Annotated in this window: 13 protein-coding genes; 1 reads left to right on the top strand and 12 read right to left on the bottom strand. The window is 57.9% G+C overall.

Translation table 11 applies throughout. From position 1 onward, the window contains the following. Nucleotides 1–107: 107 nt before the first annotated feature. From DQ405_RS08770 to ppsA, 7 genes are all read right to left on the bottom strand, one after another. Complete coding sequence (locus DQ405_RS08770; RefSeq protein WP_168423851.1) at nucleotides 108–1100, bottom strand: OmpA family protein; 993 nt, start codon at nucleotides 1098–1100, stop codon at nucleotides 108–110. Nucleotides 1101–1199: 99 nt separating this feature from the next. Continuing rightward, entirely contained in the window at nucleotides 1200–1766 is a 567-nt protein-coding gene (gene sigX / locus DQ405_RS08775) for an RNA polymerase sigma factor SigX (protein WP_168424040.1), read from the bottom strand. 106 nt (nucleotides 1767–1872) lie between these two features. Next, nucleotides 1873–2703 (bottom strand): mechanosensitive ion channel family protein, encoded by an 831-nt coding sequence (locus DQ405_RS08780; protein ID WP_168423852.1) that lies wholly within the window; start codon nucleotides 2701–2703, stop codon nucleotides 1873–1875. A 2-nt stretch (nucleotides 2704–2705) separates the two neighbouring features. After that, entirely contained in the window at nucleotides 2706–2951 is a 246-nt protein-coding gene (locus DQ405_RS08785) for a CrfX protein (RefSeq protein WP_168423853.1), read from the bottom strand. A 54-nt stretch (nucleotides 2952–3005) separates the two neighbouring features. Then, nucleotides 3006–4001, bottom strand: coding sequence for a zinc transporter ZntB (locus DQ405_RS08790; RefSeq protein ID WP_342030407.1), 996 nt, complete (start codon nucleotides 3999–4001; stop codon nucleotides 3006–3008). A gap of 63 nt (nucleotides 4002–4064) precedes the next feature. Next, nucleotides 4065–4553 carry a ribonuclease E activity regulator RraA gene (gene rraA / locus DQ405_RS08795; RefSeq protein WP_168423855.1) on the bottom strand — a complete coding sequence of 163 codons (489 nt, stop codon included), beginning with the start codon at nucleotides 4551–4553 and terminating at the stop codon, nucleotides 4065–4067. 212 nt (nucleotides 4554–4765) lie between these two features. Further along, nucleotides 4766–7138: a phosphoenolpyruvate synthase gene (gene ppsA, locus DQ405_RS08800; RefSeq protein WP_168423856.1), complete on the bottom strand. Its 2373-nt coding sequence runs from the start codon at nucleotides 7136–7138 to the stop codon at nucleotides 4766–4768. A 583-nt stretch (nucleotides 7139–7721) separates the two neighbouring features. On the opposite strand from ppsA, the gene ppsR reads away from it, so the two are divergent. Continuing rightward, the gene (gene ppsR / locus DQ405_RS08805; protein ID WP_168423857.1) at nucleotides 7722–8540 is read left to right on the top strand and encodes a posphoenolpyruvate synthetase regulatory kinase/phosphorylase PpsR; all 819 of its coding nucleotides are present in this window, start codon (nucleotides 7722–7724) and stop codon (nucleotides 8538–8540) included. A 146-nt stretch (nucleotides 8541–8686) separates the two neighbouring features. On the opposite strand, the gene prpF is transcribed toward ppsR, so the two are convergent. The 5 genes from prpF to DQ405_RS08830 form a co-directional block, all read right to left on the bottom strand. Continuing rightward, on the bottom strand, nucleotides 8687–9880 hold the full coding sequence (prpF, locus tag DQ405_RS08810; RefSeq protein ID WP_168423858.1) for a 2-methylaconitate cis-trans isomerase PrpF: 1194 nt from the start codon (nucleotides 9878–9880) through the stop codon (nucleotides 8687–8689). Between the two features lie 108 nt (nucleotides 9881–9988). Continuing rightward, the gene (gene acnD, locus DQ405_RS08815) at nucleotides 9989–12586 is read right to left on the bottom strand and encodes a Fe/S-dependent 2-methylisocitrate dehydratase AcnD (protein ID WP_168423859.1); all 2598 of its coding nucleotides are present in this window, start codon (nucleotides 12584–12586) and stop codon (nucleotides 9989–9991) included. A gap of 73 nt (nucleotides 12587–12659) precedes the next feature. After that, the gene (gene prpC, locus DQ405_RS08820; protein WP_168423860.1) at nucleotides 12660–13787 is read right to left on the bottom strand and encodes a bifunctional 2-methylcitrate synthase/citrate synthase; all 1128 of its coding nucleotides are present in this window, start codon (nucleotides 13785–13787) and stop codon (nucleotides 12660–12662) included. A 79-nt stretch (nucleotides 13788–13866) separates the two neighbouring features. After that, nucleotides 13867–14754: a methylisocitrate lyase gene (gene prpB, locus DQ405_RS08825; RefSeq protein ID WP_168423861.1), complete on the bottom strand. Its 888-nt coding sequence runs from the start codon at nucleotides 14752–14754 to the stop codon at nucleotides 13867–13869. Beyond that, the gene (locus DQ405_RS08830; protein ID WP_168423862.1) at nucleotides 14751–15473 is read right to left on the bottom strand and encodes a GntR family transcriptional regulator; all 723 of its coding nucleotides are present in this window, start codon (nucleotides 15471–15473) and stop codon (nucleotides 14751–14753) included. The genes prpB and DQ405_RS08830 overlap by 4 nt, the downstream gene beginning before the upstream one ends. Nucleotides 15474–15605 lie beyond the last annotated feature (132 nt).

Genomic DNA, 15605 nt, shown 5'->3' on the forward strand with positions numbered 1-15605 from the left:
ATAGTCGTCTCTGAGCACCAAGCCCAACGCCAGGCACTGCAGTCGGAAGAAATGCAGGGCGAAAAAAGCCCGGCATTGCCGGGCTTTTTCTTGAAGCACGGTACGAATTAACGAACCTGCGCCTCGACCTCTGCTTCTACGCGGCGGTTGACCTGACGGCCTTCCTCGGTGCTGTTGTCAGCAACCGGACGGGCTTCGCCGTAACCGACCGAATCAACACGCTGGCTTTCAACACCATACTGGTTGACCAGTACTTCACGAACAGCCTGAGCACGACGCTCGGACAGACGCTGGTTGTATTGATCAGTACCCACCGAGTCGGTGTGGCCTTCAACAGTGGTGCTGGTCTGAGGATATTGCTGCATGAAGTCAGCCAGGTTCTTGATGTCGCTGTAGCTTTCTTCGCGAACGCGCGCCTTGTCGAAATCGAACTTGACGTCCAGCTCAACACGGACCAGCTCCGGCTCTGGTTCCGGCTCGGTATCAACGATCGGAGCCGGTGCCGGCTCTGGTGTCGGCTCAACCTGCGCGACCTGTTGCTGCGCGCCACCACCGAAATTCATACCAACACCAACACCAGCCATCCACTCGCTGTCGCCGGCATCAATGTTATGCATGCCATCAACGCTGGCTTTAGCGAAGAAGTTTTCGGTGAAGTAGTACTTCAGACCCGCACCAATGTTCGCAAAGGTGCTGTGGTCACGGCCGCTACGTGCCGCCTGACCGATGCTTTGATGAGCCATGCCGGCAGAAACGTATGGACGCAGACCTACGCCCGGCTGACCGAAGTGGTAGGCCGCATCAAGTGAGGTCAGGTTACCCTTGATGTTCTTATGTCCGCCGCCCGCTACAGGCTCGTCCGAAGTGACGTCATGGTATTCACCATAGGACAGACCCAGGGAGACGTCGTCGGTGAGAAAATAGCTGGCGCCAGCGCCATAGAGCTCGCCTTCATCTTCGAAGCCACGGGAGCTGTCGGAGAAGTATTGCTTGCCGAACGCCTCCACCTCTACAGCGCCCTGACCCTGGGCGAGCGCGCTGAAAGAAGTGGCTGCAACCAAGGAGCTAATTACAACGCCTAAGGTGTTTTTAAGTTTCATCCGTAAATCCCCATCTGGTGGTGAGTATCAGAACAATCTAAGGAAACCGGCTGTCTGTAGGCCAAGCTGTTTCGCTACCAGTAAGACAACTTGTTGCCGTTAAGTTTCAGCAATCCCCGAAAATTTTTCGCGTAGTTTATCCAGCGCACGTTTGTATCGCATTTTCGTTGCGCTTAGTCCCATATGCATAATGTCAGCGATCTCCTGAAACTCGAGCTCTGCAACAAAACGCAGAACGAGTATCTCTCGATCAATCTGATTCACATGGGTAAGCCACTTGTCTAGCCCCGCCCTTTCCTCAAGATTCGGTGCCTTTTCCTCCGACGCTTCTTCGATCGGATCGAGGCTCAAGGCATCAAGTAAGCGGCGTTTACGGCGTTCTTTTCGATACTGGGTAATACATTCGTTGTACGTAATGCTGTATAGCCATGTCTTGAACTTCGACTTACCTTCAAAGTTCTTCAGGCCGTATAAAACTTTGAGCATCACTTCTTGGCAGACGTCATCTGCGTCTCGGTCGTTCCCCAAATAGCGTGCACACACATTGAAAAGAGTTCGCTGATATCTGCGCATCAACTCTTCATATGCACGCGTTATGTGAAATAGCTCGGCATGGGCTCGCTGCACCAGCTCTTCATCAGAAAGCTGGCGGGGGTCATAGCTCATGGTGGGCGGATGGGCTTTAGTCAAGACGCTTCGAACCGGCAAAAGTCGTGGCCGCCATTCACGTTAACCGTAAAAAGGGGCGACGCACTTTAACAGATTCCCGAACCTAGCGGCTGCCCACTCGCTGCTCTAGCAGCACTCTATTAGCGATCGAGACCAATTCACCATCATCGGTGAGTAGCAGGGTCTTCGCTGTACCGATCTCTTCGATTTCGCCTTCCAATTGCAATCCATCAAGGCTCACCCGCTGCCCGACTTCGTAGAGCTCGCGCACATAGATGCCCGCCAGAATCTGACTGACCAGGTCACGACTACCAAGCCCCAGCGCCAGCGCAACTGCCAACCCGACGGAAATCAGCGCAATCGCGACCACATAATTGAGCAGCTCGGTTTTGACTTCGAGCTGACCAATTGCCACCGAGATAATGATGATGATTACCAGGCCTTGAGCGACCCGCCCTAAACCGCTGGCATATTCAAGGCCAACGCCTTCTGCAGCGCCTCGAACCAGGCCGTTAACCAACTGAGCCAGCAACACGCCGACAAGCAGGATCAACCCCGCCCCGAACACCTTCGGTACGTACAGCGTAAGCATATCGAGCGTCGCCGACACCCGTGCGAGCCCCAGAGACTCGGCCGCAGAGACAAGGAAGATCAGCAACACGAACCAATAGACGATCTTGCCGATCAGTGTCGATATCGGTACACGAATGCCGGCGCGACCAAGCAGCTTGGTCACTCCCGTGCCTGCAACCAGCCGATCCAGGCCTATCTTCGCCAGGACCTTCGAGAGCAACGTGTCCAGCACTTTTGCGACGACAAATCCGATGGCAACGACCAGCAGCGCGCCAAACAAACGCGGTATGAACGCCGCAATGGGAGCCCAAAGCGCGCTCATCGCACCCAGCAAGCTCTGGCTCCAGGGATCGAGTTCCATGATCAATCAGCCTTATCGAAAGAAGAATGGGAGGAGGATCGCCGACGCGTGACTGCCGAGGTATGCGGTGCGCCATTGCTAAAGGCGATCAGTACGGCCTGCAACCAATGCCCTATCAGAGAAAAAAGATCGCCTGCGCCAACCTGACGGTTGGCGGTCTTGAGAACGCGGTCGAGGCAAGCATCGTCGTCACGCGCCGATTGCGTGTTGAGCATGTCCCGCAGGGATTCTTCGAAAGGATCGCGCATGGTTACCTCATTAACGGTCTGATCTAGACGGCCCAGCCTTACGAGCGGTCACATTTATACCCACTTCAGCCGGCGGAAGATCCACCACTGAAAACACGCCACCGCGCCGATGACCATGCACGCCAATACGAAGCCGTACGGATTCTCGGACCCCGGAATGCCGCCCACGTTGATGCCCAGCAAGCCGGTAAGAAAACTCATCGGCAGAAAAAAACCAGTGATGATGCCAAGTAAGTACATGGTCCTGTTCATCCTTTCGCGCATTCGTCGTTCTTCGGCTTCAAGTACCAGGTTGACTCGCTCCCGAACCAGTTCCAGCTCCTCTAGGTAGCGGATCAATCGATTGTTCAGCTCGTTCCAGTAGTCCGTGTCGTCATCCACGAACCAGGGCAAACGATTGCGCGTTAGCTGCGCGTAGATCTCACGCTGCGGCAACAGGAACCTGCGTAGGCTTGCGGCTTGCCGCCGCAGCGATAGCATCTTGTCCTGAGGCGGCGTGTAACGGTCGTCCGTCTCGACCCGGTCCTCCTCCTCGTCCAGCTTCTCCGTCAACACGGCAACCAGGTCATCCACCCGATCGGTCAATGCATCGGCAAGGCTGAGCAGAATTTCGGATGAGGTTTTCGGCCCGACACCAGCCTCCAGCTGCTGTAGCACCGCCTCAGTGGACCGCAGCGGACGCAGGCGCAACGAGATGACCCGCCGAGCATCTGCGAAGACCCGCAGCGAGACCATATCCTCGGGCTCGGCATCAGGGTTGAGATTGACCCCACGCAGGAACAGCAGCACCTCGTCCGCGGGCAAGGCGAGCAGACGTGGCCGGGTGTTTTCCTCCAGCAACACGTTGCAAACGAACTCAGTCAGCCCACTTCGCTCCCGCAGCCAGGCCTGAGCCTGCGTCTGACTGCGATCCCAATGAAGCCAAAGGCTTTCAGCCTCTGTCAGCTCCAGCGAAGGAATATCTGCGTAGGCAAGCTGGCGTGCCCCACCCTGCCCGTCCAGAACCAGCGCATGCAAAAGGCCCGAATGGTCATTTTTCTCAGACAAAATCGCTTTCCCCTTAGATCGCAAAAAGCCCGGCATAGCCGGGCTTCGGTAACCGGATGCTACAACTCAGCCGGGCATCTTCAGCGCCTCGGGCGAGACCACAATGCCGTTATTGTCGGCATACACGTACTCACCGGGACGGAAAGTAACCCCGCAGAAGGTGACTGGAACGTTAAGATCGCCAATGCCTCGCTTGTCGGTCTTCATAGGATGACTAGCCAGCGCCTGAACGCCAAGTTCGGTTTGCGCGATGACGTCAACGTCACGGATGCAACCGTAGATGACCAGCCCTTCCCAACCATTACGGGCCGCCTTTTCTGCAAGCATGTCGCCCAACAGTGCACGTCGTAGCGAACCACCGCCATCGACCACCAGCACCTTGCCGGTGCCGTCGACGTCCACCTGCTCCTTGACCAACGAATTGTCCTCGAAGCATTTGATGGTCACGATCTCTCCGCCAAACGAATCGCGGCCGCCAAAATTGCTGAAGATCGGCTCGACTACCTGCACCAATTCAGGGTAGGCGTCGCATAGATCGGGAGTGACGTATTGCATGATTAAGCTCCTTCAAGTGAGACGTAGGGCGCCAGCAGGCCGCAATCTGGCCCAGCGCATAGCGCGCCGCAGGACGCAGTCCAGGGTTCGCCACCAACGATATCGCATTCGAAATAAGCAACAATCGTAGTGATCGAAACGCATCACACTCGCCCGACCCCTATTTGCACCGACGAAAAAAAGGGCGGAAACCGCCCTTTTTACACTCGCGATCAGTTGATCTCGGCGTCCGCCAGGAAGAACCAGGTATCCAGTACGGAGTCCGGGTTCAGCGACACGCTCTCGATGCCCTGCTCCATCAGCCACTTGGCCAGGTCAGGATGATCCGAGGGGCCCTGACCGCAGATGCCGATGTACTTTCCTGCTTTATTGCACGCCTGAATTGCACTGGCCAGCAACTTTTTCACGGCAGGGTTACGCTCGTCGAACAGGTGAGCAATGATGCCGGAATCGCGATCCAATCCGAGTGCAAGCTGCGTCATGTCGTTGGAGCCGATGGAGAAACCATCGAAGAACTCGAGGAACTCATCAGCCAGCAGAGCGTTGGACGGCAGCTCGCACATCATGATGATACGCAGGCCATTTTCGCCACGCTTGAGACCGAACTGCCCGAGGATGTCGATGACTTGCGATGCCTCGCCGAGCGTACGCACGAACGGCACCATCAGCTCTACGTTGGTCAGGCCCATCTCGTCGCGAACCTTGCGCATGGCACGGCACTCAAGTTCGAAACAGTCACGGAATGATTCACTGATGTAGCGCGAAGCGCCACGGAAGCCGAGCATCGGATTCTCTTCTTCCGGCTCGTAGAGCTTGCCGCCGATCAGATTCGCGTACTCGTTGGACTTGAAGTCAGACAGACGCACTATGACCTTCTTCGGCCAGAACGCTGCGGCTAGCGTGCTGACGCCCTCGACCAGCTTCTCAACGTAGAAGTCGACCGGATCGCCGTAGCCGGCAATACGCTTCTCGACGCTGGCCTTGATGTCAGCAGGCAAGCCGTCAAAATTCAACAAGGCCTTGGGATGCACACCGATCATGCGATTGATGATGAACTCAAGCCGTGCCAGGCCGACACCAGCGTTCGGTAACTGGGCGAAGTCGAATGCACGGTCCGGGTTGCCGACGTTCATCATGATTTTGAACGGCAGTTCGGGCATGGCATCAATGGAATTCTGACGGATGTCGAAGCCCAGCTCACCCTCGAAAATCAGGCCGGTGTCGCCCTCGGCGCATGTGACGGTGACGCGCTGGCCGTCCTGCAGCAGCTCGGTTGCGTTACCACAACCAACAACTGCGGGAATGCCCAGTTCACGGGCAATGATGGCTGCGTGACAGGTACGGCCGCCGCGGTTGGTAACGATGGCGCTGGCGCGCTTCATCACCGGCTCCCAATCCGGGTCGGTCATGTCCGACACCAGAACGTCGCCGGGCTGCACCTTATCCATCTCGGATACGTCGCGAATGATCTTCACCGGGCCAGCGCCAATACGCTGACCGATAGCGCGTCCTTCAACCAGCACCGTGCCTTTTTCCTTTAGCAGGTAACGCTCCATGACGTTGGCGCTGCTGCGGCTCTTTACGGTTTCTGGACGCGCTTGAACGATATATAGCTGATTGTCATCGCCGTCCTTTGCCCACTCGATGTCCATCGGGCGGCCATAGTGTTTCTCGATGGTCATGGCCTGCAGGGCAAGATTGGCGACTTCTTCGTCGCTCAAGCAGAAACGCATGCGCTCGGCCTGATCGACGTCGACGGTCTTGACCGACTTGCCGGCGCTGGCTTCTTCGCCATAAATCATCTTGATTGCCTTGCTGCCAAGGTTCCGGCGCAGAATCGCCGGACGTCCGGCTTCCAAGGTGTGCTTATGCACATAAAACTCATCGGGGTTTACTGCGCCCTGCACGACGGTCTCGCCGAGGCCGTAAGCGCCGGTAATGAATACCACGTCGCGGAAGCCCGATTCGGTATCCAGCGTGAACATCACGCCCGCGGTACCGGTCTCCGAGCGCACCATGCGCTGCACGCCCGCGGAGAGTGCGACCAGCTTGTGATCGAAGCCCTGATGCACGCGGTAGGCGATTGCACGGTCATTGAAGAGTGAAGCGAACACTTCCTTGGCGGCACGAATTACATTGTCCACGCCGCGTATATTGAGGAAGGTTTCCTGCTGGCCGGCGAAGGAAGCATCAGGCAGGTCTTCGGCGGTGGCCGACGAGCGAACCGCTACTGCCATGTTCTCGTTGCCGCCCGCCATTTCGGCAAACGCGGTACGGATATCGGCGTCCAGCTGCGGCGGAAACTCAGCTTCCATCACCCAGCCGCGGATCTGCGAGCCGGCTTTTGCCAGCGCATTGACGTCATCGACATCCAATGCATCTAAAAGCGCGTGAATCTGCTCATTGAGACCGCTGAGCTCCATGAAGTCACGATAGGCCTGAGCCGTGGTGGCGAAACCGCCAGGCACCGAAACGCCCGCACCGGCGAGGTTGCTGATCATCTCGCCCAGGGAGGCGTTCTTGCCCCCTACACGCTCAACATCATGATTGCCGAGCTTATCGAGGGAAACTACGTACTCTACCAAGGTGAACCCTCCAGATTTGGCCTCTCGATCCCTTCAACCTATTGTTTGCTTGAGGTATCAGACATGAGATCCGCGCTTCTGCGTCAGAATGAAGGCCAGAATGTTAGAATAGTGTTAGAAAAAAGCAACAAACTCGCGTGTCCAATGGCTGCACCCTGGTGTATCGCCGGGGTGGAGTCTACAACATGCACCTCCGACCAGCGGGTGTCTCAAAGCGAACCATTACGTTGTCTCTGCGCACAGGTCACAAGAAACCGCAACGCGCTACCGCCGTTTAATTTAGTTCACCTTTGAAGGTCTCCATCTGGACCGCCCTGAAGACACACGGGAACAGCTTGTGGTTCCGCTTACGGAGCTGGCTGAGGATACTTTGCGGGAGTTGATCGACCTTGAGGATCTGGGGATGGGACCAGTCGTGGATAGAACAAGGTGATCTCTCCACGTTGTGCAGGGAAGTCGGTTCATGCCAATCCGCGGTACGGTGGCCTGACCCCGCAAAATAAGTACAATGCGGCCAATCGAGGCTCGGCGAAGGGGCCTACTATAGCTGAGAACCGTTTCTTGACTTAAGGTCCCAGATGCAATGAAACGAACTGCATTTTTCATATCCGACGGTACTGGAATCACGGCCGAAACACTCGGCCAGAGCCTGCTGGCACAGTTCGAAAACATCAGTTTCACCAAGCTGACTCGGCCGTATATAGACACAGCCGAAAAAGCGCGGGCAATGGTACAGCAAATCAATAAAGCGGCGGAAAGCGACGGCGCACGCCCGATCATATTCGATACGCTGGTAAACCAGGAGATTCGCGACATCCTGGCCGAGTCCAATGGCTTCATGATCGACATCTTTTCGTCTTTCCTTGCTCCGCTGGAACATGAATTGATGTCACGTTCTTCCTATTCGGTCGGCAAATCCCACTCGATCAGCCATAACGCCAATTACATGGAGCGAATCGACGCGGTCAATTTCGCCCTGGACAACGATGACGGTGCCCGCACGCATTACTACGACAAGGCGGATCTGATTTTGGTCGGTGTCTCCAGGTGCGGCAAAACCCCCACCTGTCTGTACATGGCAATGCAATACGGTATCCGCGCCGCCAACTATCCATTGACAGAAGACGACATGGAGCGCCTGCAATTGCCGGCTGCTCTCAAGACCCACCGCGAGAAGCTGTTCGGGCTGACTATCGACCCGGATCGCCTCACCGCGATTCGCAACGAGCGCAAACCCAACAGCCGCTACGCCAGTTACGCCCAGTGCGAGTTCGAGGTTCGCGAGGTGGAAAATCTTTTCCGCCGGGAGAACATCAACTACATCAACTCCACGCATTTCTCGGTTGAGGAGATCTCCGCCAAGATCCTCGTGGAAAAAGGCGTCGAGCGCAGACTGAAATAAGCACCGCTTCGCTAGACAACGAAAAGTCCGCTTAGTGCGGACTTTTTGCTTTTCGCGATGGATCCTTCGCTGGAACAGGAGGGTTAACCGGCGACTCATCCCGAGTCGCCCCGCCAGCATTCCGGGTCGCGGAGAGAGTCGGCTCGTTAAAACGAATCACCTGGTACGCGGACCCATCCTTCCATTATCACGCGTGCACTGCGGCTCATGATGGCCTTGAGTACCATCCACTCACCGTTGGCCTGCGTGGCCTCGGCACCGACTCGTAATGTCCCGGACGGATGCCCGAACACCACAGCAGTACGGTCACCACCTCCAGCGGCGAGGCTCACCAGCGTGCCCGGGATCGAGGCGGCCGTGCCGATTGCGACGGCTGCGGTGCCCATCATGGCGTGGTGCAGCTTGCCCATCGACAGCGCACGCACCAGTAGATCAACGTCACTGGCCGAAACCTGCTTGCCGCTCGAAGACAGATAGTCTGCTGGCGGCGCGACGAATGCCACCTTGGGCGTGTGTTGGCGGCTGGCGGCCTCACCGATTTCCTTGATCAATCCCATGCGCAAGGCACCATGGGCGCGGATGACTTCGAACATCGCCAACGTTTTCAGATCACCATTGATCGCGTCCTGTAATTCCGTGCCTGTGAAGCCGATGTCTCCAGCATTGATGAAAACCGTGGGGATGCCCGCATTGATCATGGTCGCCTTCAGGACACCGACACCCGGCACGTCCAGGTCATCGACAAGATTCCCGGTGGGGAACATCGAGCCACCGCCCTCGCCTTCCCCGTCGTCTGCTGGATCGATGAACTCCAGCACGATCTCCGCAGCCGGGAAGGTCACTCCATCCAGCTCGAAATCGCCGGTTTCCTGCACCTCGCCGTTGCTGACCGGCACGTGGGCGATGATTGTCTTGCCTATATTGGCTTGCCAGATGCGCACACTGCAGACGCCATCGCGAGGTATCCGTTCCGGATCGACCAACCCCGCATGCAGAGCGAAGGCGCCAGCTGCTGTGGAGAGATTGCCGCAGTTGCCACTCCAGTCGACGAAAGCGCTGTCGATCGAAACCTGACCATATAGGTATTCGACGTCATGTTCGGGGCGATCGCTTTTCGAAAGAATCACGCATTTGCTGGTGCTGGACGTCGCCCCCCCCATACCGTCGGTGTGCTTGCCGTAAGGGTCCGGACTACCGATCACGCGCATGAACAGCTTGTCCCGCGCCTCGCCCGGTACCTGTGCTGCGGGCGGCAGATCCTGAAGGCGAAAAAACACGCCCTTGCTGGTGCCACCGCGCATGTAGGTGGCCGGAATTTTCAGTTGCGGTGCTTGAGCCATGAAGAACTTTGCCTCGTCAGATGCAGCAACCCACTGATCGCCGCATGAATTCACTATTGCCCCGGGACAACCTTGCTGCTTGAACGCAGCAAAGGCGCCCTACCGCCGTCAGGACTGATTGAGGAAGTCCTTGGCAAAGCGCTGCAATACGCCGCCGGCATCGTAGATTGATACCTCTTCGCCAGTGTCGAGACGGCAAGTCACTGGTACTTCAAGCCGCTCGCCAGTCTTGCGGGTGATCACCAGAGTAAGCGTGGCACGCGGAGTGCGCTCGCCGATCACGTCAAAGGTCTCACTACCGTCGATATCCAGGGTCTTGCGGGTGGTACCCGGCTGAAATTCCAGCGGCAGCACGCCCATGCCAACCAGGTTAGTACGGTGGATGCGCTCGAAGCCCTCGGCCACGATTGCCTCGACACCTGCCAGCCGAACACCCTTGGCGGCCCAGTCGCGGGAGGAGCCTTGCCCATAATCCGCGCCGGCGATGATAATCAGCGGCTGCTTGCGCTGCATGTAGGTTTCGATCGCCTCCCACATGCGCATGACTTTGCCTTCCGGCTCGACGCGGGTCAGCGAGCCCTTTTTCACCTGGCCATCTACCACTGCCATCTCGTTCACCAGCTGCGGATTGGCGAAGGTGGCGCGCTGGGCGGTCAAATGGTCGCCGCGGTGGGTGGCGTAGGAGTTGAAATCTTCTTCCGGCAGGCCCATTTTTGCCAGATACTCTCCGGCTGCGCTGTTCAGCAGAATCGCATTGGACGGCGACAGGTGATCGGTAGTGATGTTGTCCGGTAGCACGGCCAGCGGACGCATGCCCTTGAGCGAGCGTTCACCCGCGAGCGCGCCCTCCCAATACGGTGGACGACGAATATAAGTCGACATTGGCCGCCAGTCGTACAGCGGGCTTTTAGCCTCGACCACAGTCCCCAGATCAAACATCGGGATGTAAATCTGCTTGAACTGCTCGGGTTTCACCGACGCAGCGACGATGCGGTTAATCTCTTCATCGCTCGGCCACAGGTCTTTGAGGGTAACCGGGTTACCCGATAGGTCATGGCCAAGCACGTCCTTTTCGATGTCGAAACGCACGGTACCGGCGATGGCGTAGGCGACTACCAGCGGCGGCGAAGCGAGGAAGGCCTGTTTGGCGTACGGATGAATACGGCCATCGAAGTTGCGGTTACCCGAGAGCACAGCGGTCGCGTACAGGTCGCGATCGATGATTTCCTGCTGAATCTTCGGGTCCAGGGCGCCGGACATGCCGTTGCAGGTGGTGCAGGCGTAGGCGACGATGCCGAAACCGAGCTTTTCCAGTTCGGACAGCAGCCCAGCATCCTCCAGATACAGCTTGGCCACTTTCGAGCCTGGCGCGAAGGAGGTCTTCACCCAGGGCTTGCGCAGCAGCCCGAGTTCGTTGGCCTTCTTAGCCAGCAAACCAGCCGCCACGACATTTCGTGGATTGGATGTATTGGTGCAGCTGGTGATAGCGGCAATGATCACCGCACCATCCGGCATCAGCCCCTGCGCTTCTTCAGCGAGCGCCTTGTCCAGGTCCATGGCAATCCCGCGCTCATGCAGCGCCGAGGTCGGCAGACGGCGATGCGGGTTCGAGGGTCCGGCCATGGTGCGTTCGACACTGGACAGATCGAATTCCAACACCCTCTCGTACTCGGCATCGACCAGCGCATCGGCCCATAGGCCAGTGGTCTTTGCATAGTTCTCGACCAACGCTACCTGTTCCGGCTCGCGGCCGGTCAGCGTCAGGTAATCGATGGTCTGCTGGTCGATGTAGAACATCGCCGCCGTGGCGCCGTATTCCGGGCACATATTGGATATCGTGGCGCGATCCCCGATGGTCAGGCTGGCCGCGCCTTCACCGAAGAACTCGACGTACGCACCGACCACCCGCTCCTTGCGCAGAAACTCGGTCAAAGCCAGGACGATATCAGTACAGGTGATACCGGGCTGATGTCTGCCAGTCAGCTTAACGCCGACAATGTCCGGCAGACGCATCATCGAGGCACGACCGAGCATCACGGTTTCGGCCTCCAGACCGCCGACACCGACGGCGATCACCCCCAGCGCATCGACGTGCGGGGTGTGGCTGTCGGTCCCTACGCACGTATCAGGAAAGGCGACGCCACCCCGTGCTTGAATCACCGGAGACATCTTCTCCAGGTTGATCTGGTGCATGATGCCGTTGCCGGCCGGGATCACATCGACGTTTTTGAATGCGGTCTTGGTCCATTCGATGAAATGGAAGCGATCTTCGTTGCGGCGCTCTTCGATCGCGCGGTTCTTTTCGAACGCTTCCGGATCGAAGCCGGCGAATTCCACAGCCAACGAATGATCGACGATCAACTGGGTCGGGACCACTGGATTAACTTTGGACGGATCACCGCCCTGCTCAGCAATCGCATCGCGCAGACCGGCAAGATCAACCAGAGCGGTCTGACCGAGAATGTCGTGACAGACCACGCGCGCCGGATACCACGGGAAATCCAGATCGCGCCGGCGTTCGATGATTTGCTTGAGCGAATCAGCTAACACGGCCGGATCGCAGCGGCGCACCAGCTGTTCAGCCAGTACACGCGAGGTATAGGGCAGCTTGTCGTAGGAACCCGGCTGGATGGCTTCGACCGCGGCTCGGGTGTCGAAGTAATCCAGCAGTGTGCCGGGCAACGGTTTGCGGTGTTCTGTATTCATGCCGGAAGACTCGATCCAGTGGATATTCAGAGGCAAGGTCGGGAAACCGCTGGTGCGGCCTCCCCCCTTTTGATCAGCGTTCAGCGATCGGGACAACCTTGCGCTGTTCCGGGCCAACGTATTCGGCACTCGGCCGGATAATACGATTATTGGCCCGTTGTTCGATGACATGGGACGCCCAGCCGGTTACGCGCGAACAGACGAAGATCGGCGTAAACAGCTTGGTCGGAATGCCCATGAAGTGGTAGGCGGAAGCGTGGTAGAAGTCGGCGTTCGGGAAGAGCTTTTTCTGCGCCCACATGGTTTCGTCGACCGCGACCGAAACCGGGAACAGAACGGTATCACCGACTTCCTCGGCCAGTTTCTTGGCCCAGACCTTGATGACTTCGTTACGCGGATCGGATTCTTTATAGATCGCGTGGCCGAAGCCCATGATTTTGTCCTTGCGCTCGAGCATGCCGAGGATGCCCTGTACCGCATCGTCCGGCGATTTCCACTGCTCGATCATGTCCATCGCCGCTTCGTTGGCACCGCCATGAAGCGGGCCACGCAATGAGCCGATGGCACCGGTTACGCAGGAGTACATATCCGACAGGGTCGAGGCGCAGACGCGTGCAGTAAAGGTCGATGCGTTGAATTCGTGCTCGGCGTAAAGGATCAAGGAAACGTTCATCACCTTGACGTGCAGTTCGCTCGGTTTCTTGCCATGCAGCAACGCCAGGAAATGCCCGCCCAGGGTGTCTTCGTCGCTGGTGCACTCGATTTGCGTCTGCTGGTGCGTAAAGCGGTACCAGTAACACATGATTGCCGGAAACGCGGCCATCAAGCGCTCAGCCACATCGCGCTGCTGCTCGAACGAAAGCTCCGGCTCCAGCGTACCCAGCACAGACGCACCGGTACGCATCACATCCATCGGATGCGCATCGGCCGGAATCCGCTCCAGCACTTCCTTCAGCGCAGCCGGAAGGTCGCGCATGGCTTTCAGCCGTGCCTTGTAGTCAGCCAGTTGCTGTGCAGCGGGCAACTCACCGTAGAAGAGCAGGTAGGCGACCTCCTCGAACTCGGATTGCGCCGCCAGATCTCTGACATCGTAACCACGGTAAGTCAGGCCCGCACCAGTCTTACCGACAGTGCACAGGGCGGTCTGCCCGGCAACCTGGCCGCGCAGGCCAGCACCACTCAATACTTTAGCTTCGGCCATTGCTCTCTCCTTATTGGATTTGTTCTGGATACTGCAAATACTTTTCGGTCGGTCGGAACGTCAGGCGTCCCGCTTCGTTTCAGCTTTTCTTCTGGGCGAACAGCGCATCGAGGCTTTGCTCGAAGGCGTGGTAGTTAATGCGCTCATACAGCTCCATGCGCGTCTGCATGGTATCGACCACATTCTGCTGCGTGCCGTCGCGACGAATCGCGGTGTAGACATTTTCCGCAGCCTTGTTCATCGCACGGAACGCCGACAGCGGGTACAGCACTAATGAAACATCCGCGCCAGCCAGCTCTTCAGTGGTGTACAGCGGCGTCGAGCCGAACTCGGTGATGTTGGCCAGGATCGGCGCGCCGACTTTTTCGGCAAACAGCTTGTACATCGACAGCTCGGTGATCGCCTCGGGGAATACCATATCGGCTCCCGCTTCGACGCAGGCCTGCGCCCGCTCCAGCGCGGATTCCAGCCCTTCCACCGCCAGCGCATCGGTACGCGCCATGATGACGAAGCTGTCATCAGTACGGGCGTCGACCGCTGCCTTGATCCGGTCGACCATTTCCTGCTGCGAGACGATTTCCTTGTTCGGACGATGACCGCAACGCTTGGCACCGACCTGATCCTCGATGTGGATCGCCGCGGCGCCGAACTTGATCATCGACTTGACGGTGCGCGCCACATTGAAGGCCGAGGACCCGAAACCGGTATCGACATCCACCAACAGCGGCAGGTCGCAGACATCAGTGATGCGACGCACGTCTGTCAGCACATCATCCAGACCGCTTATGCCGAGGTCCGGCAAGCCGAGCGAACCGGCTGCAACGCCGCCGCCCGACAGGTAGATCGCCTTGAAACCGGCACGTTTGGCCAGCAATGCGTGATTGGCGTTGATCGCGCCAACCACCTGCAGGGGGTGTTCGCTGGCCACCGCATCACGAAAACGCTGGCCGGGAGTGGGAAGTGTCATGCCTCACCTCTTGGTTGTGGTGTCTGTTCCTGAGCGGTTTGATAGTGCCGCTCGATATTGCGCTTGGATGCGCCGATATGCCGGCGCATCAACAATTCGGCCAGCTCCCCGTCACGGTCGGCAATGGCGTCGAGAATCCGATGATGCTCAGCGAAAGCCTGGTGCGGGCGGTTCGGCGTTGCGGAGAACTGGATGCGGTACATCCGCACCAGCTGATACAACTCGCCACACAGCATCTGACTCAGCGTGCGATTACCGCTGCCCTGAATGATTCGGTAGTGGAAATCGAAGTCTCCCTCCTGCTGGTAGTACCCAACGCCGGCCTTGAACGCCTCGTCTCGCTCATGGGTGTCTAATACGCGACGCAACTCGTCGATTTCGGTCTCACTCATGCGCTCGGCAGCGAGCCGGCAGGCCATGCCTTCCAGTGATTCGCGAATTTCATAGAGCTCGATCAACTCCGCATGGCTGAGCGACACCACACGAGCACCCACATGCGGCACGCGAACCAGCAGCTTCTGCCCTTCGAGGCGATGTATTGCCTCGCGCAGCGGGCCGCGGCTGATGCCGTAAGTACGCGCAAGCTCGGGCTCGGAGATCTTGCTGCCGGGGGCGATATCACCTTTCACGATCGCCGCCTGGATCAGCCGGAAGACATGCTCGGAGAGGGTTCCGCTGTCGAGCTGATCAGGACGGGGGGCTTCCAGGGTATCGAGCATGATTGTTGACACCTTTACTGACATTGGGCAGAAGTTAAGCCTCAAGCACCCAAAAGGTCAATGATACAAAAGTAGATTGTCTACACTTCTCCAGTTATCCCCCATTAAGCGAGGCGCTCCCTAGTCGCGAGC

Source organism: Pseudomonas sp. SST3, assembly GCF_003325755.1.

Coding starts and splice junctions, on each gene's coding strand:
- DQ405_RS08770 (WP_168423851.1), bottom strand. CDS start 1,100: ATGAAACTTAAAAACACCTTAGGCGTTGTAATTAGCTCCTTGGTTGCA.
- sigX (WP_168424040.1), bottom strand. CDS start 1,766: ATGAGCTATGACCCCCGCCAGCTTTCTGATGAAGAGCTGGTGCAGCGA.
- DQ405_RS08780 (WP_168423852.1), bottom strand. CDS start 2,703: ATGGAACTCGATCCCTGGAGCCAGAGCTTGCTGGGTGCGATGAGCGCG.
- DQ405_RS08785 (WP_168423853.1), bottom strand. CDS start 2,951: ATGCGCGATCCTTTCGAAGAATCCCTGCGGGACATGCTCAACACGCAA.
- rraA (WP_168423855.1), bottom strand. CDS start 4,553: ATGCAATACGTCACTCCCGATCTATGCGACGCCTACCCTGAATTGGTG.
- ppsR (WP_168423857.1), top strand. CDS start 7,722: ATGAAACGAACTGCATTTTTCATATCCGACGGTACTGGAATCACGGCC.
- prpF (WP_168423858.1), bottom strand. CDS start 9,880: ATGGCTCAAGCACCGCAACTGAAAATTCCGGCCACCTACATGCGCGGT.
- acnD (WP_168423859.1), bottom strand. CDS start 12,586: ATGAATACAGAACACCGCAAACCGTTGCCCGGCACACTGCTGGATTAC.
- prpC (WP_168423860.1), bottom strand. CDS start 13,787: ATGGCCGAAGCTAAAGTATTGAGTGGTGCTGGCCTGCGCGGCCAGGTT.
- prpB (WP_168423861.1), bottom strand. CDS start 14,754: ATGACACTTCCCACTCCCGGCCAGCGTTTTCGTGATGCGGTGGCCAGC.
- DQ405_RS08830 (WP_168423862.1), bottom strand. CDS start 15,473: ATGCTCGATACCCTGGAAGCCCCCCGTCCTGATCAGCTCGACAGCGGA.